The 26,462-nt window shown below is 67.6% G+C and carries 27 protein-coding genes and 1 pseudogene; 17 read left to right on the forward strand and 11 right to left on the reverse strand.

Going from position 1 to position 26,462, the window contains the following annotated elements; genetic code table 11:
* Nucleotides 1–76: 76 nt before the first annotated feature.
* Together AWC03_RS21295 and AWC03_RS21300 are read right to left on the reverse strand one after the other, a co-directional pair.
* Nucleotides 77–1,405, reverse strand: coding sequence for an MFS transporter (locus tag AWC03_RS21295; protein WP_085242696.1), 1,329 nt, complete (start codon nt 1,403–1,405; stop codon nt 77–79).
* A gap of 180 nt (nt 1,406–1,585) precedes the next feature.
* Nucleotides 1,586–2,182, reverse strand: coding sequence for a hemerythrin domain-containing protein (locus AWC03_RS21300; RefSeq protein ID WP_085242697.1), 597 nt, complete (start codon nt 2,180–2,182; stop codon nt 1,586–1,588).
* 181 nt (nt 2,183–2,363) lie between these two features.
* Between AWC03_RS21300 and AWC03_RS21305 the strand changes: the two genes are divergently transcribed.
* The 3 genes from AWC03_RS21305 (at nt 2,364) to AWC03_RS21315 (ending at nt 4,387) form a co-directional block, all read left to right on the forward strand.
* Complete coding sequence (locus AWC03_RS21305; RefSeq protein WP_085242698.1) at nt 2,364–3,248, forward strand: cyclopropane mycolic acid synthase family methyltransferase; 885 nt, start codon at nt 2,364–2,366, stop codon at nt 3,246–3,248.
* A gap of 123 nt (nt 3,249–3,371) precedes the next feature.
* Nucleotides 3,372–3,890, forward strand: a complete 519-nt coding sequence (locus AWC03_RS21310) for a single stranded DNA-binding domain-containing protein (protein WP_085242699.1) — start codon at nt 3,372–3,374, stop codon at nt 3,888–3,890.
* 143 nt (nt 3,891–4,033) lie between these two features.
* Entirely contained in the window at nt 4,034–4,387 is a 354-nt protein-coding gene (locus AWC03_RS21315; protein ID WP_085242700.1) for a VOC family protein, read from the forward strand.
* A 9-nt stretch (nt 4,388–4,396) separates the two neighbouring features.
* On the opposite strand, the gene AWC03_RS21320 is transcribed toward AWC03_RS21315, so the two are convergent.
* The 3 genes from AWC03_RS21320 to AWC03_RS21330 form a co-directional block, all read right to left on the reverse strand.
* The gene (locus AWC03_RS21320) at nt 4,397–4,663 is read right to left on the reverse strand and encodes a YdeI/OmpD-associated family protein (RefSeq protein WP_085242701.1); all 267 of its coding nucleotides are present in this window, start codon (nt 4,661–4,663) and stop codon (nt 4,397–4,399) included.
* Between the two features lie 125 nt (nt 4,664–4,788).
* A complete protein-coding gene (locus AWC03_RS21325) occupies nt 4,789–5,679 on the reverse strand; it encodes an SCO6745 family protein (RefSeq protein WP_085242702.1) in 891 nt (296 codons plus the stop codon).
* Nucleotides 5,680–5,717: 38 nt separating this feature from the next.
* Nucleotides 5,718–6,761: an amidohydrolase family protein gene (locus AWC03_RS21330; protein WP_208859309.1), complete on the reverse strand. Its 1,044-nt coding sequence runs from the start codon at nt 6,759–6,761 to the stop codon at nt 5,718–5,720.
* Nucleotides 6,762–6,897: 136 nt separating this feature from the next.
* Here AWC03_RS21330 and AWC03_RS21335 point away from each other — a divergent pair, with 136 nt between their 5' ends.
* The gene (locus AWC03_RS21335; RefSeq protein ID WP_085242704.1) at nt 6,898–7,617 is read left to right on the forward strand and encodes an NUDIX hydrolase; all 720 of its coding nucleotides are present in this window, start codon (nt 6,898–6,900) and stop codon (nt 7,615–7,617) included.
* Between the two features lie 34 nt (nt 7,618–7,651).
* Here AWC03_RS21335 and AWC03_RS21340 read toward each other — a convergent pair whose 3' ends face one another.
* Nucleotides 7,652–8,221 (reverse strand): PadR family transcriptional regulator, encoded by a 570-nt coding sequence (locus AWC03_RS21340; protein WP_085242705.1) that lies wholly within the window; start codon nt 8,219–8,221, stop codon nt 7,652–7,654.
* 116 nt (nt 8,222–8,337) lie between these two features.
* On the opposite strand from AWC03_RS21340, the gene AWC03_RS21345 reads away from it, so the two are divergent.
* Entirely contained in the window at nt 8,338–8,760 is a 423-nt protein-coding gene (locus AWC03_RS21345) for a nuclear transport factor 2 family protein (RefSeq protein ID WP_085242706.1), read from the forward strand.
* A 6-nt stretch (nt 8,761–8,766) separates the two neighbouring features.
* Complete coding sequence (locus tag AWC03_RS21350; RefSeq protein ID WP_085242707.1) at nt 8,767–9,804, forward strand: LLM class F420-dependent oxidoreductase; 1,038 nt, start codon at nt 8,767–8,769, stop codon at nt 9,802–9,804.
* A 72-nt stretch (nt 9,805–9,876) separates the two neighbouring features.
* Here AWC03_RS21350 and AWC03_RS21355 read toward each other — a convergent pair whose 3' ends face one another.
* A complete protein-coding gene (locus AWC03_RS21355; protein ID WP_420845689.1) occupies nt 9,877–11,064 on the reverse strand; it encodes an MFS transporter in 1,188 nt (395 codons plus the stop codon).
* 245 nt (nt 11,065–11,309) lie between these two features.
* Between AWC03_RS21355 and AWC03_RS21360 the strand changes: the two genes are divergently transcribed.
* Complete coding sequence (locus AWC03_RS21360) at nt 11,310–11,588, forward strand: hypothetical protein (protein WP_085242708.1); 279 nt, start codon at nt 11,310–11,312, stop codon at nt 11,586–11,588.
* Between the two features lie 23 nt (nt 11,589–11,611).
* Here AWC03_RS21360 and ctaD read toward each other — a convergent pair whose 3' ends face one another.
* On the reverse strand, nt 11,612–13,333 hold the full coding sequence (ctaD, locus tag AWC03_RS21365; protein WP_085242709.1) for an aa3-type cytochrome oxidase subunit I: 1,722 nt from the start codon (nt 13,331–13,333) through the stop codon (nt 11,612–11,614).
* Nucleotides 13,334–13,625: 292 nt separating this feature from the next.
* On the opposite strand from ctaD, the gene AWC03_RS21370 reads away from it, so the two are divergent.
* The gene (locus tag AWC03_RS21370) at nt 13,626–14,876 is read left to right on the forward strand and encodes a cytochrome P450 (RefSeq protein WP_085242710.1); all 1,251 of its coding nucleotides are present in this window, start codon (nt 13,626–13,628) and stop codon (nt 14,874–14,876) included.
* 113 nt (nt 14,877–14,989) lie between these two features.
* On the opposite strand, the gene AWC03_RS21375 is transcribed toward AWC03_RS21370, so the two are convergent.
* The 3 genes from AWC03_RS21375 to AWC03_RS21385 are packed head-to-tail and all read right to left on the reverse strand — an operon-like array spanning nt 14,990 to nt 18,103.
* Nucleotides 14,990–16,210 carry a GNAT family N-acetyltransferase gene (locus tag AWC03_RS21375; protein ID WP_085242711.1) on the reverse strand — a complete coding sequence of 407 codons (1,221 nt, stop codon included), beginning with the start codon at nt 16,208–16,210 and terminating at the stop codon, nt 14,990–14,992.
* A gap of 51 nt (nt 16,211–16,261) precedes the next feature.
* Nucleotides 16,262–17,473, reverse strand: a complete 1,212-nt coding sequence (locus AWC03_RS21380) for an acyl-CoA dehydrogenase family protein (protein WP_085242712.1) — start codon at nt 17,471–17,473, stop codon at nt 16,262–16,264.
* 27 nt (nt 17,474–17,500) lie between these two features.
* Nucleotides 17,501–18,103, reverse strand: a complete 603-nt coding sequence (locus tag AWC03_RS21385) for a TetR/AcrR family transcriptional regulator (RefSeq protein ID WP_085242713.1) — start codon at nt 18,101–18,103, stop codon at nt 17,501–17,503.
* Nucleotides 18,104–18,330: 227 nt separating this feature from the next.
* On the opposite strand from AWC03_RS21385, the gene AWC03_RS21390 reads away from it, so the two are divergent.
* The 9 genes and pseudogenes from AWC03_RS21390 to AWC03_RS21430 form a co-directional block, all read left to right on the forward strand.
* Entirely contained in the window at nt 18,331–19,659 is a 1,329-nt protein-coding gene (locus tag AWC03_RS21390) for a sensor histidine kinase (protein WP_085242724.1), read from the forward strand.
* Nucleotides 19,660–20,024: 365 nt separating this feature from the next.
* Nucleotides 20,025–20,342 carry a PE domain-containing protein gene (locus AWC03_RS21395; RefSeq protein ID WP_085242725.1) on the forward strand — a complete coding sequence of 106 codons (318 nt, stop codon included), beginning with the start codon at nt 20,025–20,027 and terminating at the stop codon, nt 20,340–20,342.
* A 15-nt stretch (nt 20,343–20,357) separates the two neighbouring features.
* On the forward strand, nt 20,358–21,545 hold the full coding sequence (locus AWC03_RS21400) for a PPE family protein (protein ID WP_085242714.1): 1,188 nt from the start codon (nt 20,358–20,360) through the stop codon (nt 21,543–21,545).
* Nucleotides 21,546–21,603: 58 nt separating this feature from the next.
* Nucleotides 21,604–21,966, forward strand: coding sequence for a WXG100 family type VII secretion target (locus AWC03_RS21405; RefSeq protein ID WP_090419178.1), 363 nt, complete (start codon nt 21,604–21,606; stop codon nt 21,964–21,966).
* 55 nt (nt 21,967–22,021) lie between these two features.
* A complete protein-coding gene (locus AWC03_RS21410; protein WP_067920541.1) occupies nt 22,022–22,309 on the forward strand; it encodes a WXG100 family type VII secretion target in 288 nt (95 codons plus the stop codon).
* A gap of 86 nt (nt 22,310–22,395) precedes the next feature.
* Complete coding sequence (locus tag AWC03_RS21415) at nt 22,396–23,226, forward strand: ESX secretion-associated protein EspG (RefSeq protein ID WP_085242715.1); 831 nt, start codon at nt 22,396–22,398, stop codon at nt 23,224–23,226.
* A gap of 130 nt (nt 23,227–23,356) precedes the next feature.
* Nucleotides 23,357–24,382, forward strand: coding sequence for a MinD/ParA family ATP-binding protein (locus AWC03_RS21420; protein WP_090419175.1), 1,026 nt, complete (start codon nt 23,357–23,359; stop codon nt 24,380–24,382).
* On the forward strand, nt 24,379–25,908 hold the full coding sequence (eccD, locus tag AWC03_RS21425) for a type VII secretion integral membrane protein EccD (protein ID WP_085242716.1): 1,530 nt from the start codon (nt 24,379–24,381) through the stop codon (nt 25,906–25,908). The genes AWC03_RS21420 and eccD overlap by 4 nt, the downstream gene beginning before the upstream one ends.
* Nucleotides 25,909–25,922: 14 nt before the next feature.
* Nucleotides 25,923–26,462 (forward strand): annotated as a pseudogene (locus tag AWC03_RS21430) (type VII secretion-associated serine protease); the annotation flags it as partial.

Here is a 26,462-nt window from a genome sequence, read left to right on the forward strand (position 1 = left end):
CGCCGTCAGCCGCTTTCGCCTAGTGAACGCGAAACGGCCGCGTGAGCAACGGATTTCAGGTGTCTCGGCGGGAGGGCTACCTGACGTCGTCGGCCAGCTCCCGCGCCTCCTGTTCACTTTCCACCGCGGGCCCGGAACCGGGCAGCGGCTTGCCGGCCACCTCCGGTGTGAACAGCAGCGTGACGGCGCCCACCAGGCCACCGAAGATCAGCATGTAGGCGGGCGCCATGACGTTGCCCGTGCCGGAGACCAGCGCCTGGGCGATCAGCGGCGTGGTGCCTCCCACGGCCGATATCGAGATGTTGTACGAGATGGCCAGCGCCCCGTAGCGCACGTTGGTGGGAAACAACGCCGGCAGCATGGCGGGCGCGGTGCTGTCGAAGCACAGCTCCATCGCCCCGATCAGGAGAACGCCGAGGAAGATCACCGGGTAGATGCTGCCGAAGCGGATGAGCAGGAACGCGGGGATGGAGCCCACGATCAGCAGTGCACAGCCCGTCCACATGATCGGTTTGACGCCGATGCGATCCGACAGCGCGGCGACCAGCACCACCGTGACCATCAGGATCGCCAGCGTCACCACGATCATCACCAACCCGGCGGTGTGACCGACGCGAACGAACAACTTGAGGTACGTCGGCAGGTAGCCGGTCAGCATGAAGTCGGCGACCTGTGAGGTGAGCACCAGGGACGCGCAGATCAGCAGGCCGCGCCACTGGTCGACGACCGTGCGCCGAAACTGCTGCCGGCCACTCTCGGGCGGGTGCGCGCCGTCGGTCGCGGTCTCGTAGGCGGAGGACTCCTCGAGCCGCAGCCGCAGAAATAGCGCGAACAGGCCGAAGGGCAGACCCAGCAGCAGCGGAATGCGCCAGCCGTAGGTCAGCATGTCGTTCTCGGGCAGCCAGGTCTGCAGCCCGGTCACCAGCATCCCGGCGAGCACGAACCCGACCAGGTTGCCCATGGGCAAAAACCCGACCATCATGCCGCGTTTGTGGTCGGGCGCCTGCTCGACCAGGTAGGTCATCGCGCCCACGTACTCGCCGCCCGTCGACAGGCCCTGACAGACGCGGGCGACGACCAGCAGGACCGGCGCCCAGATGCCGATGACGCTGTACCCGGGAAGCAAACCCGTCACGGTGGTGCTCACCGTCATCATCAGGATGGTGACGACAAGGACCCGGTGCCGTCCGATGCGGTCGCCGAGCGGGCCGAAGATGAACCCGCCGAGCGGGCGCACCACGAACGCCGCCGCCAGGGTGCCGAAGGTCGCGAGGAGGTGGACGCCACTGACGCTCTTACCGGGATAGAACACCTGAGCGATGGTGGTGGCGATGTAGCCGTAGACGCCGAAGTCGTACCACTCCATGAAGTTGCCGATGGCCGTGCCCATGATGGTCTGGCGCATGGCCGGGTCGGCGACCCTGATCTCTTTGCGTGCCCATTTCCTCCGGCGGCCCCGTGCACTCATCGACGAATTGCGTACCCAGAAGTGTCGCGGGCCGAACAAATCTCACTCCCAACCGGCTCTATCGTCTCCACCCGACCGGTGGCCGATGGTAGCGACCCGGGCCGGGTCGACGGGAATTCACTGACCTTTCAGGCTGCCGATGCGAAGCGAGAAATCCTGCGGCGGCGCGGACCGTTCCCGTGGCGCGGACCGCCCGCCGGCCTCGATGTCCTCGACGTAGCGTTGGGGGTCGCGGTCGACGATCGGCAAGCCCTCGGTGGTGGGATGCTCGGCCATGAACTCGCTGTATTGGCGCCCCAGCGCTTCACGAAGGCCGATGGGGGCGCTGCGACGGAAGTCCGACAGCCCTTCTCGCTCCTCTTCACCCATGTGGTCGTCGTTGGCCTCACGGGTGCGCCCGACCGCGGCCCACCACTCTTCGTCGCCGACTTCGGCGGCGTTGGCGTCGCGCACCCCGTCGCGGATGTCGTTGTGGTCCCCGATGGCGTCGAGCGTCTCGCCTTCGGCGTCATCGGAGCCCCGCGTCAGCAACTGCGGGTAGAAGATCTTCTCCTCGATGTAGGCGTGCACGTCGAGCTTGTCGGCCAGGGGGCGCCACACCCGCGCCAGGGCGGCCTGGTCGGTCGGTGTCTGAGCCTGCAGGTCGTCCAGCCTGGCGAACTGTTCGCGGAACCACTCGTGGTCGGCGAGGATCAACATGGTGATGTCAGCCATCGCGACGCCCCACCTCCCTCACCGCTACGGTTCGCGGCCATGGTGTCCCATGGCGCCGAACCAGTCAACCGGGGGAACGCGCCGACGGGGCGGCGCAGACCGTGCGGATACACTGGGGCACCAGCATGCCGATCGACAGCGATCGCACGCCGTTAAGCCCCACCGATGTCAGAGGTTGTTTGTGCCGGAAAATCGCAGCGAGCCCGCAAGCCTAGAGCCGCATTTCGAGGACGTTCAGGCCCACTACGACCTGTCCGACGAGTTCTTCGCGCTCTTCTTGGACCCGACGCGGACCTACAGCTGCGCCTACTTCGAACGCGACGACATGACCCTCGAAGAGGCCCAGCTCGCCAAGGTCGACCTGTCACTGGGCAAGCTCGGGCTGCAGGCGGGCCAGACGCTGCTCGACATCGGCTGCGGCTGGGGTACCACCATCGTGCGGGCGCTCGAGCGTTACGACGTCAACGTCGTCGGCCTGACGCTGAGCCGCAACCAGCAGGCACACGTGCAGCAGCGCCTGGACCAGCACCCCAGCCCGCGCAGCAAGCGCGTGCTGCTGCAGGGCTGGGAGCAGTTCGACGAAAAGGTGGACCGCATCGTGTCCATCGGCGCCTTCGAGCACTTCGGCCGCGACCGCTACCCCGACTTCTTCAAGATGGCGTACGAGGCGCTGCCCGCCGACGGGGTGATGATGCTGCACACCATCATCAAGCCCAGCGACGAGGAATTCGCCGAGCGCGGACTGCCCATCACCATGACCAAGCTGCGGTTCATGAAATTCATCATGGACGAGATCTTCCCGGGCGGTGACCTGCCGCAAGCTAAGAACGTCGAAGAGCACGCGACCCGCGCTGGCTTCAGCCTCAAGCTCGTCCAGCCACTGCGGCTGCATTACGCGCGCACCCTCGACACCTGGGCGGCCGCCCTCGAGTCGCGCCGCGACGAGGCCATCGCGATTCAGTCCCAAGAGGTTTACGACCGGTACATGAAATACCTGACCGGCTGCGCCGACCTGTTTCGCGAGGGCTACACCGACGTCGCGCAGTTCACCCTGACCAAGGGCTGACAACCCGGGCGAGCCGCAGGCGCGCCCGGATCGGTTTATCAGCCCCGGTCCCGGGGTAAATCCACGAGCAACAACCTGTTTGGGTGCGCGCCGACCGTCGTCGGCGCAAAACCGCAGGGAAGGATGATCGTGAGTGCGAAGCATCGAATGACCGGGGCGCCAGAGCAAAGACGGCCAGCGGATCCTGCGGCGCGGCGGGGCTCGGGTGTCGCGGGCCTGTGTGACGTCATCTCCGCCTCGATGCTGTGCGCGGCGACCCTGACCGCCCTGGTACTCAACGCGCCCCACGACGAGAAGCGGACCGTCGGGGCGAGGCAGGAGTCGCCGCCGCCCGCGTCCCAGCCGGTGCGGCAGGAGGGCACCGTGATCGCCGTGTCGGAGGGCTCGGTCACCGCGCGCAGCGCCAACGGGTACACCCAGACCTATCTCGTCACCCCCGGCACCACCCTGATCGCTCACGGCGGCGTCCAATCCGGCAGCGCCACGCCGCGTTTCACCGTCAACGACCACGTCGAAATCGTCGGAACCATTCAGGACGGCACCGCCTTGGCCACCGCGGTCGCCGACCGCGACGTCGCCCACGGGGACGGGCCACCGATGGATTTCCTTGACGGGCAGGTGGTTCCGGCGGGACGCACCTGACGTTCGCCCGGTCTAAGCACCGAACCGACGAATAGCCCTGCCGCGCAACGTGTCCAGCGCGCGGCCGTTTTCGGTGGATCCCCCCTTCTCCTGTTCGGCCTCCCGGCCTAGTCTGTATGCCATCCAGCGCCAGAGGAGGCCCCGTGAGCGACCACGAAGTAAAGATGATCGTCCTGTCGACCGACGACCTCGACGAGTCGATCCGGTTCTACAGCGAGACCCTGGGCATGCCGCTCAAATTCCGCGACGGAGCGCACTTCGCCGCCCTCGACGGCGGCCCGGTGACGCTCGCGCTGGCGACGGCGGTGGACCATCCCATACCTGGCCAGGTCGTCGTCGGCATCAAGACCGCGGACGTCGACGCCGCGGCCAAGGCGGTGGAGGCCAGCGGCGGCGGCATCGTCAAGGGGCCCTACGACGACGCGCACGAACGCCGCGCAGTGGTCTACGACAACAAGGGCAACGGCCTGGTGTTCTACAAGTCGCTGGGCCGGTGACGGGCGCGCTCATTTGCCGGTGCGCTCGCGGTGCTTGCAACCCGGCCAGCAGCACGGCCGGCGCTTGCCCTCTTCCAGCTCCTCCTGCGTCCGGCGGATGCGGCGCTGACGGGTCGCCTCCTGCTTGGCGTCCTCGACCCAGCAGATGAACTCGTTGCGGGCCAACGGGGTGATGTCCTTCCATGCGGCGAGCGCCGTGGCGTTGCCGATCAGCGACTCACGCAGGTCCGCGGGAAGCTCGTGCACCACTCCGCCGGGTATCCGCTGGCTGCTCATGGGCTCAGGCTAACCCGGTCAGGACACGTCGTTTGCGGGCAGTCGCCCTCAGCAAGGAGGACACATGACGCCGGACCGGCGTGTGAGCGTGGTGGTGATCACCTCAGTGGGTCCGCCCGCACGGGCTAGGAGGTCAAGTGCGCGCTGTCGTCGTGCAATTCGTCGCGGCGCAAGGTCATCGGGGTGAGGTCGGGAACATCGCCCCCGGAGACCACGACACGGGTGATCGGCGTGAGCGCCCGGAACAGGGTTTCCACCTCGTCGTCGCTGAGCGCATCGAGTGCCGACAGGGAAAGCGCGTCGGTGGATCGTTCGATGTGGTCTTTGAGTTCGCGGCCGGCCATCGTCAGCGAGCCGTCATCGGCGAGCAGGCCCCGCTCGGCCAGCCGCCGTGCGTGGTGCGCCCATGCCGCCTCGTCGTAATCGCGGGTGCGCGCGATGTACTCGCGGGGCACCCCGCCCGCGGCGGCATGCAGCACGTTGGATTCCCGGCCCGAGATGCCGGCGGCGGCCAGCACCGCCACGTGTCCGTCGCCGCGGTGCTCGCGCAACAGGGTCGTCGCGTGCCACAGTGCGGCCAGCGGATCGTCCGGCCAGGGCAGCGCCAGGTTCGCGGCGAACAGCGGGCGCCCGTCCAGTGGCGCCTGCCGCGCCGCCTTCCCTGCTAAATCCGCTGCCGTGCGGACGTTTTCGTCCGCGCCCAGTCCGTAACGGCGCAGCGCGGCGACGGCGGACTCCTGGCGGGCGCGCAACGTCGCGTCGGGATCGGCGACCTGCCAGGCCGCCGGGAGAGCCTTGGCGACCCGCTCGGGGGCGAAGTTGTAGAAGATGGCGGTGACCACCTCGCGCGGCACCATGCCCAGCGGCGCGGACCGGGCCGCGAAGTAGCCCATCCAGAAACCGCGGAAACCGAGCGCGTCCAGCGCCGCACGCGCCTCCGGCGCGAAATACGTCACCGCATGCACCGGCTCGAACCGGTCGAAGAAGCGCCGCGCCAGCATCGGTTGTCTTTGCATCGTCGCAGTCAATCACAGGGCGGGAGCGGGCGGCGGCGTCAAAGCCTCAGCAGGCGCTCGGCGTTGCGGTGGGCGATCTTTTCCCTGTCGTCTTCGCTGATGGGCATCCGATCGAGAAACTGTCGGCAGGCGTTGATGTTTCCGTAGGGATAGTCGGCGGTGAACACGACGCGGTCGATGCCGATGACGTTCACCATCGCCAGATAGGCGGTGAAGGACAGACTCCAACTGGGATCCATCGCGCCGGGCTCCTGGGTGAAGAAGTCACCGGCGAGGATGCCGCCGTAGAAGTTCTCCCGAAGGTATTCCTTGACGGTGCGCTTGAGGCCGCTCACCTCTGCCGGAAACGAGTAGTCGGTCCGCCATCCCATCCAGCTCAGCGCCTCGAAGTGGTGGCCCACGATGATCTGCAGCGCGGGGAAACGGTCGAACACCCCACCCAGGATCAGCCGCAGGCAGTGCACTCCCGTGTCGAGGTGCCAGCCGACGCCAGCCCCCGCCAACCGAGCCGAGACTTTGCGGTCGAAGCCGGCGTAGTAGGCGTCGATGACCGGCTGTGGCGGCATGGTGGGGTGCAGAAAGACTGGCACGCCCAGCGTTTCGGCCGATTCGAAAACCGGCCAGAAGAAGGTGTCGTCGAGATAGCGGCCGTTGACGTGACCGTTGATCAGGGCGCCCACGAAGCCGTGATCGCGGACGGTGCGTTCGAGCTCGCCGGCGGCCGCCGCCGGGTCGCGCATCGGCAGGGTGGCGAAGCCGCGGAATCGGTCCGGGTGCCGGGCGATCGCGGCCGCCACCGCGTCGTTGGCCCGGCGGGCCAGCTCGATCGCCGCCGCGGGCTCCAGCGTCTCGGGTCCCGGGACGGAGTGGGAGAGGATCTGCAGGTCGACGCCCGCGGCGTCCATCGCGGCGATCCGGCCCTCGCCCAGGTCGTTGATGCCCGGCGGCCATTCCCCGTCCGGCCCGGGGGAGCCGTAACCGGCCTCCTTCAGCAGACCGGTCGCCGCGTCCTGCCCCTGCTTCTCGTGTTCTTCGGCGATGGCCGGGAGCTTGTAGTGCTCTTCGAAACCGATGACTTTCATCCTTCTCCTCCCGTACATGCACACCTACGACACCGGAGCGCCGGCCGTTCACCGGGGGTACCCGCGCCGGGCGCCGGCTGTCGGCGCGGCGACCGTTCGTGGGCCGCCCCGGCGACACCCCGCATAGTCTGCAACCGTGACGATCCCGTATGACGAGGCGCTGCGCGAGCGGATCAGGGGCCATCTGGCGGCCCACGACCGTCGCGAGTTGACCGACCCGACGAAGCGGCACGCGGCGGTCGCCGTGGTGTTGGTCGACTCGACCCTGGGCGAGGACCGGGTGGATCCGGCGCCGGTGGACGAGTGGATCGGAGGTCGTCCCATGCCGGAGCCCGGCCTGGACGGCCGGATGGTCGGGGTGTCCGGCGGTGCGGCTTTCCTGTTGTGCCGCAGGGCGTCTCGCCTCAATTCTCATTCGGCGCAATGGGCGCTGCCGGGCGGCCGGCTCGACCCGGGCGAGACCGCGACCGACGCGGCGCTGCGGGAAATGCGCGAGGAGGTCGACATCGACCTGCCGGGCTCGGCGGTGCTGGGCCTGATGGACGATTATCCGACCCGATCGGGCTATGTCATCACGCCGGTCGTGATGTGGGGCGGCGGGCGCCTCGATCCCCGCCCGGCGCCCGACGAGGTGGTGGCGGTGTACCGGGTGGGGCTACACCAGCTGCAGCGCGACGATTCTCCGCGTTTCATCTCGATCCCGGAGAGCCCCCGCCCGGTCGTGCAGATCCCGCTGGGCAACGACCTGATTCACGCACCCACCGGCGCCGTGCTGCTGCAACTGCGGTGGTGGTGTCTGGAGGGCCGTCACGACCCGGTCGACGAGCTCGAGCAACCGGTCTTCGCGTGGAGGTAGTCATCGATGGGATGTCGCACCCAATCTCGGCCGCTCACTCCTTCGCCCCCGCGGAGAGCCGGTGCTCGATGACGGCCAGCGCGCGTTCGGCCCATCGAATGTTCTCTTCCTCGAACGTGATTCCGCGCAGCAGGGTCAGGTAGGGGCCGACCCGTTCGGCGTGCGCCAGGTATTCCTCCTCGTCGCGCCCGTTGAGCACGCGCGCGCGCAACCGTTCGTAGCGTTGCAATTTGGCCGTCGACCACTGCAGGCGTTCCCAGATGAACTCGCGCACGGCGGCGGTGTCGCCGGTGTCTGCGGCCTGCACCTTGACCAGCAGGTCGTCGCGGATCGCCAACGGTTTCGGCGGCTTGCCGGTGAACTCCCGGATCGCGTCACGGCCGGCGTCGGTCAGTGCGAACAGGCGTTTGTTGGGCCGGCGTTCCTGGTGCACGAGGCGCGCCCGAATGAGGCCTTGCTCAGCAAGCCTGTCGAGCTCGCGATACAACTGCTGCGGGGTGGCCATCCAGAAGTTCGCGACCGACGCATCGAAGTCTTTGGCCAGGTCGTAGCCGGACGACTCGCCCTCGAGGAGGGCGGCCAATACCGCATCACGCAGCGCCACCGAAGAAGGCTACAACGATATGAGTAGTCAACAAAGTGATTAATCGCACTATGGACACCTCGGGGTGGACGGCATACCGTCAACGACACTTGGCGAAACGAGAGGCGAGGTGTCGGATGCATCCCTTCCGCAAGGCGGTCGAAGAACGCGACGAGAAGGGCATCCAGGCGCTGCTGGCCGACGATGTGGTGTTCACCAGCCCCGTGGCGTTCAAGCCCTATGTCGGCAAGCCGATGACGGCGGCGATCCTGCGCGGGGTGTTGCGCATCTTCGAGGACTTCCGCTACGTCCGTGAGATACACGACGGCAGCGGCCGGGACCACGCGTTCGTGTTCGAGACCGGACTCGCCGGGGCGCCCGGAGTCAAGATCACCGGTTGCGACTTCCTGCACTTCAACGAGGACGGCCTCATCGACGACTTCATGGTGATGGTGCGGCCGCTGTCGGGCGCGAAGGCGCTGTCCGAGGCGATGGGTGCCCAGTTCGAGCGGATCCAGCAGGACGCGCTCGAGCTGGCCGGCGAGTTCGCCACCGCGTAGGCGAACATGCGAATCGGACTGGGCATCAACTATGCGGGCGGTTTCAAGGACGTCGCCGCCGAAGTGGCCGATCTCGAGCGCGCCGGGCTCGACATCGTCTTCGTCCCGGAGGCGTATTCGTTCGACGCGGTGAGCGCGCTCGGCTACCTGGCCGCCAGCACCGACCGGGTCGAACTGGCCTCGGGCATCATGCAGCTCTACACCAGGACGCCCACGCTGACCGCGATGACGGCGGCCGGCCTCGACTACGTCTCCGACGGCAGGTTCACCCTCGGACTGGGCGCATCCGGTCCGCAGGTCATCGAGGGGTTCCATGGCGTCCCCTACGACGCGCCGATCGCCCGGACCCGCGAAGTGATCGACATCTGCCGCCAGGTGTGGCGCCGTGAGACCGTTCAGCACCAGGGCAAGTACTACACCATCCCGCTGCCCGCCGGGCAGGGCACCGGGCTGGGCAAACCCCTCAAGCTGATCAACAAGCCTGTCCGAGAACGTATCCCGATACTCGTCGCGGCGCTCGGGCCGAAGAACGTCGAGCTCGCGGCCGAGATCGCCGAGGGGTGGCAGCCGATCTTCTACCTGCCCGAGAAGTCGCAGGACGTCTGGGGTGAGGCGCTGGCCGCCGGCCGGGCCAAGCGGGATCCCGGTCTGGGCGAGCTCGAGATTTTCGCCGGACCGGTGCTGGCCATCGGCGAAAACGTCGACTCGCTAAGGGAATTCGTCAAACCTCACCTCGCCCTCTACATCGGCGGAATGGGCGCCAAGGGCAAGAATTTCTACCACGCCCTGGCGACCAAGTATGGCTACGGGCCGCAGGCCGATCGCATTCAAGAGCTCTACCTGGCCGGCGACAAGGACGGCGCCGCCAAGGTGGTGCCCGACGATCTCGTCCGCGACGTGAACCTGATCGGCAGCCGCGAATTCGTGCGGGACCGCGTGGCCGCGTTCGCCGAAGCGGGGGTGACCACCCTCAACGTCGCACCCATCGCGTCCACAGCCGCCGAGCGGATCAAGCTGATCGAGACGCTGCGCGAACTCGTCTGACGCCGACGAGGCGCGGCCGAAAACCCCGCCGCCAGAACGGCGAACGGCCGCGTGGTTGAGAGAGGCGAACGGCTAACCCTGGCGGTGGGCGTCACGCCGGAGCCGAACCGCCCGGCTCACTGCCGTTAGCAGCGCCAGTGCCGCCATCACCGCGAGGATGGCCGTCGACACCGTCCGCCCGACCGTCGCCAAGATCAGTGGCAAACCGAAACCGATGTACGTCACCACGTAGAACGCGCCAACGAGCCCGCCGCGCAGGCGTTTCGGCGCCGCGGCCTCCAGGTCGATCAAGCCCTCGCGCAGGCAGAGGCCGGACGCGCACCCCAGCATCACGAACAGCGGCACCCCCAACGCCAGCGGGATGGCCGGCGGGGCCAGCGCGGTGACCGCGTAGCCGAGCGCGGCCAGCGCCGCGCCCGCGATGCCGGCCTGCGGACCCCACCGGCGCGCCCGCGCCAGCACCTGGATCAGCCCGCTGACGCCGTTGACCATCAGCGTCGCGGTGCCGGCGGCCAGCGGAGCCGCCAGCCCGGTGTGCACGCGGCCGGGAATCGCGATGAAACCCAGTGTCGCCGAGGCGAACACCCACGGCGCCAGCGGCATGGCCCAACTCAACGCCGGCGCCACGCCCTGCTCGGCGGGCGTCGGCGGCTCCCACACCTCAGTGGTTGACCGCGCGGCGGCCCCCGAGTGCCGTGCCGTGACGACCACGACGGACATCGCCGCCACGCCGACGGCGGCCGCGATGCCGAACGACAACCGGATGCCGGCCGGCCCGGCGGCTGCGATCACGGCTCCCGCGAACGGGCCGATCGCGAAACCGGCCATCAACGCCGCACCGGCGGCCGCCGCCCCGGCGGGGCCATTCAGATCCGAGGCCCAGGCCGTGCACGAACTCATGGCCAGCCCGACCCCGAGCCCGACGATCAATCGTCCGATCAGCAACGCGTCGTACTGCTGTGAGCACAGCATCGCGATCGTCCCCGCCACGGCGGTCGCCGAGCCCGCCAGCGCCACCGATCGCCGCCCGAACGCATCCGATGCGCGCCCGCCGACGAGCAGGCCGGGCAACAATCCCAGCGCGTACACGCCGAAGATCACGTCGAGCGTGGCCGGGCTGAGCTGCTGGCGAACGCTGAGCACCGGCATCAACGCGACGAAGTGATTGGCTACCCAGCCGACGGACAACAACAGCACCAGCACACCGGCCAACACGCCCCGCGTCGACGCGGGGCCGCCGGCGATCGCCGGCGTGACCAATGTCGACCGCGTTGAACCATTGGACCCCGACACAGTCGTTTTCCCTCCTCGGGCCTGGGCGCGGCCGCACCGGCCCACCACGGAAGACGCCTGAACGACGATGTGGGCGACGCGGTTATTCCCGTCAGCCCGCCAATTGCCCGCGCCGCAAACCCGAGGAGCTGTCGGGCAACTCGGCTGTGGGGGTTTCAAATCGACCGATTTGGTGTACAGATACCACTACTGAAGCTCCAGGAAGGCAAACAATGAAGCAAATCGCGGCTGCCACGTTCGCGATCGCCGTACTCCTGTCCAGCGCGTGCTCGGCGTCACAGGTCATCAACACCGGCGGCGACACCAAGTGCAAGGACTTCACCTCGCAGGACGAAAAGAAGCAGAACGACGAGGTCAGCAAGATGCTGAAGGACAAGAACGGCACCGACCCGTCCAATGCCGAGATCTCGGCCACGCGCCTCTCGGCGTTGACGTACTGCCAGACGCTGGGCAAGCCCGACACCAAGATCTCCGACGCACCGCACGGCTGACCGCCCGGCCCGCGCCTATCCGGTTATCGGCGATCGGCGGTAATGCTCTCCTGTTGCCGGCGGCCGACGTAGGCCTCGGCGTGCATCCGGTCCACCATCTGCGGGTGGTGCAGTTCGAAAGCCGGGCGCTCCGAACGGATCCGGGGCAGCTCGGTGAAGTTGTGTCGCGGCGGCGGGCAACTGGTCGCCCACTCCAGCGAGTTGCCGTGACCCCACGGGTCGTCCACCAAGACGGGTTCGCCGTAGCGCCAGCTCTTGAACACGTTCCACACGAACGGCAACACCGAGGCGGCAAGGATGAACGCACCTACCGTGGAGACGAGGTTGAGCGTCTGAAATCCATCGGTGGGCAGGTAGTCGGCGTAGCGGCGCGGCATCCCGGAGTTGCCCAACCAGTGCTGGACCAGGAAGGTGGTGTGGAAGCCGATGAACGTGAGCCAGAAGTGCAGCTTGCCCAGTCGCTCGTCGAGCAGGCGCCCGGTCATCTTCGGGAACCAGAAATAGATGCCCGCATACGTCGCGAACACGATGGTGCCGAACAGCGTGTAGTGGAAATGCGCGACCACGAAGTAGGTGTCGGTGACGTGGAAGTCCAGCGGCGGGCTGGCGAGCAGCACGCCCGTCAGTCCGCCGATCAGGAACGTCAGCAAGAAACCGATGGCGAACAGCATCGGTGACTCGAACGTCAACTGGCCCCTCCACATGGTGCCGATCCAGTTGAAGAATTTGATGCCGGTGGGCACCGCGATCAAGAACGTCATGAACGAAAAGAACGGCAGCAGTACGGCTCCGGTGGCATACATGTGGTGGGCCCAGACCGCAACCGACAGCGCGGCGATCGACAGCGTCGCGTACACCAGCGTGGTGTAGCCGAACAGCGGCTTGCGGGAGAACACCGGGATGATCTCGGAGATGATGCCGAAGAACGGCAGGGCGATGACGTAGACCTCGGGATGCCCGAAGAACCAGAACACGTGCTGGAACAGCATCACCCCGCCGTTGGCCGGGTCGTAGATGTGTGCCCCGATGCGACGGTCGGCTTCGAGGCCGAACAACGCGGCGGTCAGCAGTGGAAAGACCGCCAGCACAAGCACGCTGGTGACCAGGATGTTCCAGGTGAAGATGGGCATCCGGAACATGGTCATGCCCGGCGCGCGCAGGCACACCACCGTGGTGATCATGTTGACGGCCCCCAGAATGGTGCCGAGGCCGCCGATGCCCACTCCCAGAATCCACAGGTCCCCGCCCACGCCGGGGCTGTGCACCGCATTGGACAGGGGCGTGTAGGCGGTCCACCCGAAATCGGCCGCGCCGCCGGGAACGATGAAGCCGCCCAACGCGATCAGCGCTCCGCAGACGAACAGCCAGAACGACAACGCGTTCAGCCGTGGAAACGCCACGTCGGGTGCGCCGATCTGCAGGGGCAGCACCAGATTGGCGAATCCGAAGACGATCGGGGTCGCATAGAACAGCAACATCGCCGTGCCGTGCATGGTGAACAGCTGGTTGTACTGCTCATTGGACAAGAACTGCAGCCCCGGCCGGGCCAGCTCGAGGCGCAGCAGTAGCGCCATCAGGCCGCCGATGAAGAAGAAGATGAAGCACGCGACCATGTACATGATGCCGATCATCTTGTGGTCGGTGGTGTTGATGACCTTGTAGATCAGGCTGCCGGTGGGGCCCAGTCGCGGGGGAAACGGCCGACGGGCCTCCAGGGCAAGGGCGGGCGGCGCCTCAGCGGTCATGGGTAACCTCCACACATCCGGATGCCGGACCGTAATCGTCAAGCCGCCCAAGTATTCCGAGCCGGCGCCGCGCGGACCTAGGGCCAAACGTCCCTAAATCCGCGCGAATCCTCCTGCCCTGGGACGCAGGAAGGGAAGCCTTCCCAATGCGGACAACGAATTTCGGGTCGATCGCGGAGTTTGGTGTTGACCGGTGACCCCTGAACGACGAACATCGACCCAACGCGGCGAGCATCTCCAGCCCGGAGAGGCCGGCACCCCACAATCGGCAACCGCACCGTAGGAGAACCGTATGAGCACCCGAATCATGGACGAGGCCGCGCGGGTTCTGGCCGATCCATCGGCTTACGCCGACGAGAAGCGGTTACACGAGGCGCTGACCTACCTCCGGGCTCACGCGCCGGTCTCCTGGGTGGAAGCCGAAGGCTACAAACCGTTTTGGGCGATCACCAAGCACACCGACGTGATGGACATCGAACGCCAGAATGACCTGTTCACCAACGATCCGCGGCCGCTGTTGATGGTCTCGGAGGGCGAAGACGTGCTGCACGCCCAGATGGAGGCCGGCATCGGCCTGCGCACGCTGATCCACATGGACGACCCGCACCACCGCGACATGCGAAAGATCGGCGCCGACTGGTTCAGGCCGAAGGTGATGCGGGAGTTGAAGTGTCGCGTCGACGAGCTGGCCAAGATCTACGTCGACAAGATGGTCGAGGCGGGACCCGAGTGCGACTTCGTCCAGGAGGTCGCGGTCAACTACCCGCTGTATGTGATCCTGTCACTGCTCGGGCTGCCGGAGTCCGACTTCCCGCGCATGCTCAAGCTCACGCAGGAGATGTTCGGCGGTGATGACACCGAGTTCCAGCGGGGCGCCACCACCGAGGACATGCTGGCCGTGCTGCTGGACTTCTTCAACTACTTCGCCGCGCTCACTGCGTCGCGCCGCGAGCACCCGACCGAGGACCTGGCCTCGGCGATCGCCAACGCCACGATCAACGGCGAACCGTTGTCGGACATGGACACCGCGTCGTACTACGTGATCGTGGCCAGCGCGGGCCACGACACCACCAGCGCGGGCATCGCGGGTGGCATGCTGGCGCTGCTGGAAAACCCCGGTGAGCTGGCGCGGCTGCAGAAGGACATGGGGCTGATGGGCACCGCGGTCGAGGAGATGATCCGCTGGGTGGTGCCGGTCAAGGAGTTCATGCGGACGGCGCAGGCCGACACCGAGGTGCGCGGGGTGCCGATCGCGAAGGGCGAATCGGTTTTGCTGTCCTACGTTTCGGCCAACCGTGACGAGGACGTGTTCACCGACCCGTTCCGCTTCGACGTCGCGCGCGATCCCAACAAGCACTTGTCGTTCGGCTACGGGGTGCACTTCTGCCTGGGCGCCGCGCTGGCCCGGATGGAGATCAACAGCTTCTTCTCCGAGCTCGTCCCGCGGATCAAGTCGATCGAGCTGGCCGGTGCGCCGGAGCTGATGGCCACGACGTTCGTCGGTGGCCTCAAGCACCTGCCGATCCGCTACTCGCTGAAGTGAATTCCTGCCGACTCAGGTAATGGCCAGGCAGGCCGCGCCAGCTCATAGGCGGCGGCGAGCCCACACACCCCGACGCCGACGATCACGATCACGCGGTCGGCATACCCACGCGCCTAGAAGAAGAACCCGGCATGTGGCGCGTCCGGCACGGCGAACAGCCGGTCCGCGGTGGCGATCGCAGACGGGTCCTCGGCCCGGGCCAGGCCTGCGACGGCAAGGTCGCGCCACGTCGTTCCGCCGAGCAGGACGGCGCCAAGCCCCTCGACGTCGACCTCGACGTCGGCTCGGCTTCCCGTCGGTTCGGCACCGCCCCCGCTGACCGTGAAGCGGGCCGAATTGGCCGGCAGCAAGGCGTCGTTGACCGCAACGGTGACGTCTCCGCCGCCGCCGCAGTAGTGGCGCGCATCCAGCGCCCGTGCCACGTCCACGACACGCAGCCAGGTCTCGTCGTGCACCGCGGTGACCCGGGCCGCCCGCCGGTCGGCCAGCAACCAGGGCAGCGGGTCGTCCATCGGCAACATCCAAAACACCACCCGGTCAATGAGATCCAACTCCAGCAGGAAGCGCAGCAATCCGAGATAGGCCTCCGCGGTGGGTGCGAAGAAATCCTCCACCGCGATGGTGCGCTGGTCGCTGACGAACCACCGTTCGGTGTCGACGGGTCGGTAGCGCGCGAAACCCGATTCGGACCCCGGCTCGCCGTGGATCGCGAAATACACAGGGCCGGGCGAGTGTTCGGTGCGCAGGCGCAGGCTCTCCCACCACGGCTCCGGCCGGTCGATCGTTCCCGGACGCGACGGGCGATTCCGGGCATAGATGCCGGGCAGCAGCTCCCAGGCGTGTGCGGCGTCGACCAACCGTACCGGGCCGCCGGCGGCGACGTCGCGGCGCAGCGCGGCGCGCGCCGTGTGCACCTCCACCGTCTGCGACGAGCTGGCGACGCCGTAGCCGTACCGGCCGTAGATCGTGGCCTCCGACGCCCGCAACGACGCCACCACTTCGCCGCGGGCGGCGATGTCGCGCAACTGATGACGAATCAGCTCCGTGGCGACACCTTGCCGGGTGAAGGAGGGCAGCACCCCGATGTGCGTGACGGCGGCGTGCCCCACCATCGCCCCGCCCGGAAGCGTCATTCGGCTGGTCACGGCGTCCGCGGTGCCGACGAGTTGGCCGCCGACGAACGCCCCGACGGTGCGGCCTGGTTCGAGCAACTTGGCGATCTGCCCGGGCGGCAGGTCCGGCAGCGGCGGGAAGCCGATCATCGCGACGCGGAACACGTTGGCGGCGGCGAGCAGGTCATCCTCGCTGTCGAGCGTCCGGATCTCGGTGGTCATCCGGCCATCATGTCTGGTGCCCGCCGGGAGGTGGGCCGCGGGATGCGGCCGCTAGCGAATCTGCAAGCCGGTCAGCGCCCGCGAGATCACCAGGCGCTGGATCTCGCTGGTGCCCTCGAAGATGGTGAAGATCTTGGCGTCGCGGTGCATGCGCTCCACGGGATAGTCGCGGGTGTAGCCGTTGCCACCCAGGATCTGGATCGCCTCGTCGGTGACATAGACGGCCGTCTCGCTGGCCACCAGTTTGGCCATCGACCCCTCGGCCGCGTCGAAGGACTGGTTGTTGCGCGCCATCCACCCGGCCCGCCACACCAACAGACGGGCGGCGTCGATGCGGCTCCTCATGTCCGCCAACTTGAATGCCACGGCTTGGAACTCACCGATCTTGCGGCCGAATTGCTCACGCTGGCAGGCATAGTCGAGGGCGTACTCGTAGGCGGCACGCGCGACACCGACGGCCATCGCCCCGACCGTGGGGCGGGTGCGCTCGAAGGTCTTCATCGCCGCCTGACTCCGCGCGGAGGCACCCGACTTGACGCGGGCGATTCGCGCCTCGAACTTCTCGCGGCCGCCGAGGATGTGGTCCTCGGGCAGGCGCACGTTGTCCAGCACCACCTCGGCGGTGTGGGAGGCGCGAATCCCGTGCTTCTTGAACTTCTGGCCCTGCGCCAGCCCGCTGACACCCGCCGGCACGACGAACGTGGCCTGCCCGCGGGTCCCGAGCTCGGGATAGACCGACGCGACCACGATGTGCACGTTGGCGATGCCACCGTTGGTGGCCCACGTCTTGGTGCCGTTGAGCACCCATTCCCGGGTGGCCTCGTCGTAGCGCGCCCGGGTGCGGATCGCGCCCACATCGGACCCGGCGTCGGGCTCGGATGAGCAGAACGCGCCCAGCTTGGGCTCGTCGGCGGTGCCGAACATCTCGGGCAGCCAGCGACCGAGCTGTTCGGGAGTTCCGTTGCCCGCCAAGGCCGCAGCGGCCAAACCGGTGCCCATGATGGACAGTGCGATGCCCGCATCGCCCCAGAACATCTCCTCGAAGGCGGTCAGCATGCCCAGGCCCGTGGGCTCGGCCGCCTGCTGCGCGAAGAAGTCGGGGGAGTACAGGCCCACCTTCGCGGCCTCGGCGATCACCGGCCAGGGGGTCTCCTCCCGTTCATCCCATTCGGACGCGGCGGGGCGGATGACGTCGGCGGCGAACTTGTGCACCCAGTCGCGCACCTCGATGACGTCGTCGGTCAGCTGCAACGAAAAACTCACGGTTCTACTCCTGAAAGGTTGTGTTGTTCAACGTGTTCCGTATTGCGAGAGGACACTGACGGTCTGGCTGACCCACGCCTCGAAGTACCGCTCCTCGTCGATGTTGCCGGGCAACCGGCCGGTCAGCGCCTGCAACGTCGCGGCGTAGGACAACGATCCGATCGCGACAGCGGCGGCCGCCTCCGGGTCCGGGATGCGGGTGCGGCCGGCGCGATTCGACGCGGCCAGTTCGTCGGCGAACCGCTGGTAGGCGTTGTCGGTGATGACCTGCCAGGTCTTCTCGTCCAGGTCACCGAGCTCCTCGGGCTCACGCAGCATGACCTTGAGCAGGTCCTCGCTCTGCTTGAGGTTGCTCCAAATCAGCTGGCCGGCGGTGCGCACCGCCTGTTCGACGCTGCCGGGCTGCCCGGCGTCGTATTCCTCCCGCGCCGCCACGATGCTGTCGATCCGGTACGCGACCGCGGCCTCGAGCAGCTCGCGTTTGGACCCGAAGTGCTTGTACAGCGCGCCCGATCCGGGCGCCAGGCCCGAGGCGCGCTGAATGTCGGCCACCGACGTCGCCGCGTAGCCCTTCTCCGCGAAGAGCCTGAGCGCCGCGGCCAGCAGCCGATCGCGTCCGGAGGCGAGCATGGTGAGAGAGTACTCACTCACCTCCCCCACGGCCAAATGTTGCCGGTCGCCGGGACGGGAGTTCAACGACGGGCGCTACATTCTCTGCAAAACGCCACGGCGCCTGGACGCGGCGAACCGGTATCGGTGTGAGGGTGGTGGTCAGGTGGTCGGCGCGTCGCCGGCCCGGTGCCACGAACCGCACAGAGGAGCGTGACATTCGCGTGTTACCGCACGTGCAGCTGCCCATGCGGGTGTTGTCGCTGCGCACCATCGTCGTCGTCGCCGCGCTGTCGGTCATCACCCTCGTCGTCCTGTTGGGCACCTGGGTGTGGGTGGGGGTCACCAACGACCAGTACAGCCAGCTCGACCGTCGGCTGGACTCGGTCAGCAGCCTGGGCGACATCAACTCGCTGCTCAACAATGTGGAGCACGCCAGCCCCGACCAACCCATGCCGGACGGCAACCTGGTGCGCACCGCTCGCATCGGCGACCAGACGGTCTCGGTGCCAAGCAACCTCGTGCTGCCCAAGCTGCCCAACGGGTATGCGAACACCACCATCAACGGCGTGCAGTACCGCGTCCGCACCTTCTCCGCGGGCCCCGCCTCGATCGCGCTGGCCGCGCCGCTGGCCGAGGCCCAGCACAGGATCAACGAGCTGCACCTACGGGTGCTGCTGATCTGCGCCAGCGTCATCGGCGGCACCGTGGTGGTCGGCTGGGTGATCTCGCTGATCATGGTGAACCCGTTCCTGCTGCTGGCCCAGCAGGCCCGCGCCATCAACGCCCAGTCCAGCCCCGATGAGGTCCAGGTCCGCGGGGTGCGCGAAGCCGTGGAGATCGCGGAGGCGGTCGAGGGCATGCTCGCGCGCATCGGTAACGAACAGCAGCGCACCAAGGCCGCGCTCGAGTCGGCCCGCGACTTTGCCGCGGTCGCCTCGCACGAACTGCGCACCCCGTTGACGGCCATGCGCACCAACCTGGAGGTGTTGTCCACCCTGGACCTGCCCCCCGAGCAGCGCCAGGAGGTCATCGGCGATGTGATCCGCACCCAGAGCCGCATCGAGGCGACGCTGACGGCGCTGGAGCGGCTGGCGCAGGGCGAGCTCACCACCGTCGACGATTTCGTCCCGTTCGACATCACCGAGCTGCTGGACCGCGCCGCCCACGACGCGCTGCGGATCTATCCCGACGTGGAGGTGTCACTGGTGCCGTCGCCGACCGTATTGATGGTCGGGTTGCCCACGGGGTTGCGCCTGGTGATCGACAACGCCATCGCCAACGCGGTCAAACACGGCAACGCCGGCAAGATCCAGCTCACCGTGAGCAGCTCCAGCGAGGGTGTCCAGATCGCGATCGACGACGACGGCACCGGCGTCCCGGAATCCGAGCGCGCCACCGTCTTCGAGCGCTTCACCCGCGGGTCGACGGCGTCGCGCTCGGGCTCCGGCCTGGGGCTCGCCCTGGTCGCCCAGCAGGCCGAATTGCACGGCGGCACAGCGGCGTTGCAGACCAGCCCGCTCGGCGGCACGCGGCTGCTGCTCAATCTGGCCGGCGACGGCCGCGGCCCGGCGTAGCTTTCGGCTGCTATTAACGCAGCGGAAAATTGCTGCCAATGCCCGGTCAATTCGTCTTTGAATCGGCAACAATATGCGCGGCGGAGATCCCTTGTTCGACCACGGTTTACGTTGGCCATAACTGCCAGGTATTTGCATGACCCACGCACACCGAAGCTTTCGCCCGTGAACCCGTGACCACAGTGTCTGCAGTGGCTCACGAGGTTGTTTGACGGATGACCGAGAGCGGGAATACGGCCGACCAGAACAAACACGTAATTTCCGGGCGCAGCCCGGGAGGAGCGAGTGAATACGCGAACCGTCGGATCGCACTAGACTGATGCGCCAAGCCCGTCTTTATGACGCTGAGCAATCGGAGGGAAATCATGACGATGTCGATGCAGCCAGAGGCGGTTCTGGCATCGGCAAGCGCGGAGTCGGCCATCAGCGCCGAAACGGAATCGGCGGCGTCGGCGGCGGCGCCGGCTCTGCTGGGGGCGATGCCGATGGGCGGCGATCCCGACTCGGCGATGTTCGCGGCGGCGCTGAACGCTTGCGGCGCCAGCTACCTGGGTGTGGTGTCCGAACACGCGGCGCAGCGCGGCTTGTTCGCCGGGGCGCAGGGACTGGCCTCGGGCACGACCGTCGCCACGGAAGCCGCTCGCCAGGCGGCGCTGCTGGCGACCGCGGCCACCAGCCTCTAAAAGGGGAAAGTACGCATGGCCGATCCGGGGTGGGCTGCGCGTACACCTGAGGAAAACGATCTACTGCTCAAGGGCGGCGCCGGGGTGGTCACTCACCTGGCCAACCAGGCCGCCTGGATGGCTCTGGCAGCCACCCACCACGCCTCAGGTATCGCGTCTGCGATCAACACGGCTGCGACATCAGCCAGCTGGCTGGGCGCCGGCTCGGCGGCTTCGGCGGCCAACGTCACGATGCTCAACGCGTCGCTGCACGGGCTGGCCGGCTGGGTCGATGTGAAGCCGCCGGTCGTTGCCACCGCGGTCTCCGCGTACCACATGGCGTACGGCGCGATGCGCCCCGCTCCCGAATGCATCGCCAATCGCGACGAGTGGGGAGTCGACAACGGGATCAACCCGCTGGTGCTGGGCGCCCTGACCCCCCGAATCGTGTCGCTCGACGTCCAATACTTCGGGGTGATGTGGCCGAACAACTCGGCCGTCGGGGCGAGCTATGGTGCCGTCCTCACGTCGCTGAGCGAAAGCCTCGCCATTGCGCCACCGGTGGCGACCATGGGCGCGTCGCCGGCTGCGCCGGCGCAGGCGGCGGCGGCCGTGGGCGAGGCGGCGGCGCAGGTCGGGGCCGGCGACGGCATGCGCTCGGCCCTGCAGGGAGCGCAGCAGGGCACCTCGAGCGCCGGTCAGGCCGCATCGGGCGGACAGGACTTCATGAGTCAGGCCGGCTCGTTCATGGAGCCGGTGCAATCGATGATGGGGGCCGTCCCGCAGGCGATGCAGGCGCCCATGCAGATGATGCAGTCGCCGATGCAGATGATGCAGCCGCTGCAGTCGATGATGGGCATGTTCGCCAATCCGGGCGCCATGGGTGGGGCGGCGCCGGGGGTTTCGGCGGTCTCGGCAACGGAGATGTCGGCCGTCGGCGCATCCGGCGGCGGCGGGGCCGCCTCGCTGGGCAGTGCGGGCATGCCCGCGACCAGTTTCACCCGTCCCGTCAGTGCGTTCGAACCGGCCGGCAGCGGAAGGCCGGTTGGGTTGCGGCCGAGCGGGGCGTTGGGCGCCGAGGCCATGCGTCCGCAGACCACGACGGTCGGCGGCGGCACACCGATGGGCGGCATGCCGGTCGGGCATGGGGCGGGAGGAGAGCGCGGATCCCGAGACAAATCCGAACAGCCCGCGACCGTGCGGGTAGTGGACACCAGAGTGTGAAGCCGGCCCGGCCAAGGGTGAATCGACAGGTATAAATAGCCGCCATACACTTCGCTCCATGCCCCAGGCATTTACGGGGGGCGGCCAACCGGAGAAGGAGAATTCAGTGACAATCAAGGTGACACCGCAAATGCTGCGCGATACTTCCAACGCCATTCAGGCGAACATGGAACACGCGATTGGGATCGGCCAGGGATATGTGGCCAATCAGGAGAATGTGATGAACCCGTCGACCTGGTCCGGTGACGCGGTGGTGGCGTCGCACGCGACGGCCATCGAGGTGCAAAACGACCTGAACAAGGTGCTGAACGGCGGCACCCGGCTGGCGGAGGGCCTCAAGCAGGCGGCGGCCCTGATGGAAGGTCACGAGGCTGATTCCTCGCACGCTTTCAGCGCTCTGTTCGGCCACGGCGGATCCTGACTCCCGCCCACCTCATTTGTGATTCCATAACCGGTTTTCTGAAAGGAAGTTAACAATGTCTGATCCAATTACTTACAACCCCGGAGCGGTGGCCGACTTCGCCAGCGACGTCGCTTCTCGCGCCGGACAGCTGCAGGGCATTTTCGATGACACCTCGAACCGGACGAACGCGTTGCAGGAATTCTTCGCCGGGCACGGGGCGTCGGGCTTCTTCGAGGCGCAGGCGCAGATGCTGTCGGGGCTGCAGGGCCTCATCGACACGATCCGCCAGCACGGGCAGACGACGTCGCACGTGCTCGACGGCGCCCTGAGCACCGACCAGCACATCGCCGGCTTGTTCTGACTCCGGCCGAGGGCCAGTGAAGGTGGGGCAGGCGCGCCCGAGCGTGTGTGCCCCACCTCTGGTGTCCTGCCACCGAGGGGAGAGACATGCTGACAACGACGGTCGACGGCTTGTGGGTGCTGCAGGCGGTCACCGGGGTGGAGCAGACCTGCCCCGAGCTCGGCTTGCGCCCGCTACTCCCGCGGCTCGACACCCCCGAGCGGGCGCTGCGCCACCCGGTGGCGGCGGAGCTGAAGGCCGCCGGCGCCCTCGACGACGCCGGCAACGTCGACCCGATGATCCGCGAGTGGCTGACCGTGTTGTTGCGGCGGGACCTGGGGCTGCTGGTGACCATCTCGGTCCCGGGCCGCGAGGCCACTCGCGCGTCCATTTGCCGATTCGCCTCCTGGTGGGTGGTTTTGGAACGCCACGGTGACCTGGTCCGTCTCTACCCCGCCGGCACCGCCAGCAACGAGAACGGGGCCAGTGATCTGGTGGTCGGCCAGGTCGAGCGGCTGTGCGGCGTGGCCGAGGTGGCGCCGCTGAAGCCGGTCACCTTGGACACCGAGCAGTTGCTCGCCTCGGTGCGCGACCCCGCCAGCTTGCGGACGTTTCTGCTCAGTCAGAACCTCGACGTCGACCAGCTCCAGATCGTCATGATGGCGGCCGATCCGGCGCGTTCCGCGCACGCGGCCATCGTGGGCCTGCAGGCCGGGGTGGGGCCGGACGAGATGGCGCGGATCGCCGTCGGCGATTCGACCGTGTCCATCATCGACACCCCGGCGGGCCGCGTCTGCGTGGAGAACGTGACTTCGGGGCAGCGGCGCTATCAGATCGTCTCGCCGGGGTCGCGCAGCGACATCAGTGGCGCGGTGCAGCGGCTCATCCGCCGCCTGCCCGCCGGTGAGGAGTGGTACTCGTATCGGCGGGTGGTCTGACCGGAGCCGGATTCTCAACTGACCCAAGATAAGTCGGTTAACCAATGCCGTGGAATAGCAAGCGCTTACGCACTTGTAGGGGTTTGTTGATCGGTAAACGCGGTATCGCCAAGCGTGTTAGCATCGCGACGTGACGAGCCCTTGGAATGACCCGAATATGTCGGACGAAGGGGCGCTCAGACGGGGGGAACCGTCAGGGGGCCGCAACTTCCCGGATTCGGTATCCGACACCATGCGCATTACCGATCTGGCCGCGCCTCGAAAGATTCCCCCGGGCTCCGGTTGGCGGAAATTCATCTACGTCATCTCTTTTAAAAAAATTAACCCCGGAGAATCGCCCAGCGAGCGGCACTACCGGGACTTGCAGAACCGCATCCGACGGCATATCCGCCGGCAGTACGTCATCACGGTCGTCTCCGGCAAGGGCGGGGTCGGCGTTTCGACGATGGTCGCCTGCATCGGCGGGGTGTTCCGAGAGTGCCGCCCGCAGAACGTGATTGCGATCGACGCGGTCCCGGGTTTCGGCACGCTGGCCGACCGCATCGACGAGTCGCCGCCTGGCGACTACACCGCCATCATCAACGACACCGACGTCCAGGGTTACGCGGACATCCGTGAACACTTGGGGCAGAACCCGATAGGCCTCGACGTGTTGGCCGGAAACCGCACGTCGGATCAGCCCCGCCCGCTGGTGCCGGCGATGTTCTCCGGCGTCCTGTCGAGGCTGCGGCGAACCCACACGGTGATGATCGTCGACACGTCGCCGGATTTGGAGCACGAGGTGATGAAGCCGGTCCTGGAGAACACCGACACCCTGGTGTTCGTCTCCGGCATCACCGCGGACCGGTCGCGGCCGGTGCTGCGGGCCGTGGACTACCTGAGGTCGCAGGGCTATCACGAGCTGGTCTCGCGCAGCACCGTGATCATCAACCACACCGACCAGATCACCGACAAGGATGCGCTGGCTTACCTGACCGAGCGGTTCAGCAAAGTCGGCGCGACCGTCGAAGAGATGCCGTTCGATCCGCACTTGGCCAAAGGCGGGCTCATCGACACGGTTCATGAATTGAAGAAAAAGACGCGGTTGCGGCTTTTTGAAATCACCGCCGGCTTGGCCGACAAATACATTCCGGATGCGGAGCGGACGGCGCCGTGACATCAGCGCATAAGGTCGCCTTCCCGGCGCGCTGTGCGGTCAATATTTCCTACGAGAAGCATCTGTGCTCGCAAGTGTTCCCCGCCGGAATTCCGGTAGAGGGATTCTTCGAGGGAATGGTCGAGCTTTTCGACGCCGACCTGAAGCGCAAAGGATTTGACGGCATTACGCTGCCGGCGGGCAGCTACGAACTGCACAAGATCAACGGCGTCCGGCTCGACATCAACAAGAGCCTGGACGAGCTGGGCGTGCAGGACGGCGACACCCTGGTGCTGGTGCCCCGGGTAGCCGGCGAGTCCTTCGAACCGCAGTATGAGTCGCTGTCGACCGGCTTGGCGGCCATGGGCAAGTGGCTGGGGCGGGACGGGGGCGACCGGATGTTCGCCCCGGTGACGCCCCTGACGGCCGCCCACACCGCAATCGCCATCATCGCGATGGCGGCCGCGGTGATCGTGGCCCTCACGCTGCGCGCGCGGACGTTCACCGACGGCCCGGTCCCGGCGGCGGTGGCCGGCGCCGTCGGGATCCTGCTGACGGTCGCGACCTTCGTCGTCTGGTGGGGTTGGCGCGAGCGGCGCGACATGTTCAGCGGGTTCGGCTGGCTGGCCGTCGTGTTGCTGGCGGTGGCGGGCGCCTGCGCGCCGCCGGGTTCGCTCGGCGCGGCCCACGCGGTGATCGGCCTGGTGATCGTGATTTTGGGGGCCATCGCCATCGGTGTGACGACGCGCAAGCGCTGGCAGACCGCGGTCGTCACGGCGGTGGTGACGGTGTGCGGCATCCTCGCCGCGGTCGCCGTCGTCCGGATGTTCCGGCCGGCCTCGCCGCAGGTCCTGGCCATCTGCGTGCTGGTCGGACTGTTGATCCTGGTCAGGATGACCCCGCTGATCGCGTTGTGGGTGGCGCGGGTGCGGCCGCCGCACTTCGGATCGATCACCGGGCGCGACCTGTTCGCGCGTCGCGAGGGGATGCCCGTCGACACCGTCTCCCCGGTCAGCGAGGACGAGTCCGAGGACGAGGACAACGAATTGACCGACATCACGGCGCGCGGCGCGGCGATCGCCGCATCGGCCCGGCTGGTCAACGCGGTCCAGGTCGGGGTATGCGTCGGGGTGTCGATCGTCTTGCCCGCCGCCGTGTGGGGAGTGCTGGCGCCCGGACGTACGTGGGCCTGGTTGGCGCTGGTGGTGGCCGGGCTGGTGGTGGGCATCTTCATCACCCAGGGCCGCGGATTCGCCGCCAAGTATCAGGCCGTCGCCCTCGCCTGCGGCGCCTCGGCCGCGGTATGCGCAGGAGTGCTCAAATACGCTCTCGCCGAGCCGAAAGACGTTGCAAGCGGCCTGCTGTGGCCCGCGGTAGCCATCGCCGCCTTCGCCGCATGCGGTTTGGCCGCGGCACTGCTGGTGCCCACGGTGCGGTTCCGGCCGTTCATCCGGCTGACCGTGGAATGGGTGGAGGTGTTGGCGTTCATCGTCTTGCTGCCGGCGGCGGCGGCCCTGGGAGGGCTCTTCACGTGGATTCGCCACTGAAACGGGTCGCGGCGATGACCGCGGCCGTCACCCTCGTCGCGCTGGCTGCGAATGTCCCTGCGGCCCAAGCCATCACGCCGCCGCAGGTGGATCCGGGATTGGTGCCGCCGGATGGACCGCCCCGATCGGACCAACCGATGCGCCGCGCCAACAGCTGCTCGACGCCGATCACCGTGCGCAACCCCGACGTGGCGCAGCTGGCCCCGGGCTTCAACCTGCTCAACATCAGCAAGGCATGGCAATACAGCACCGGCAACGGGGTACCGGTGGCGGTGATCGACACCGGTATTTCACCCAACCCGCGGCTGCCCGCCGTGCCCGGCGGCGACTACATCATGGGCGAGGACGGCCTGTCCGACTGCGACGCGCACGGCACGATCGTCGGCTCGATCATCGCCGCTGCGCCGCAAGGGGTTCTGCCCATGCCACGGCCGATGCCCTCGACGCCGGCTTTCCCTCCGCCGGCCGGACCGCCACCGGCCATCGGCGCGCCGCCGCCGCCCGTGGAGGTGCCGCCGCCGGTGGCGCCCCCGCCACCGGCGGCGGCACCTCCA

The organism is Mycobacterium europaeum (assembly GCF_002102155.1).
Taxonomy (GTDB): domain Bacteria; phylum Actinomycetota; class Actinomycetes; order Mycobacteriales; family Mycobacteriaceae; genus Mycobacterium; species Mycobacterium europaeum.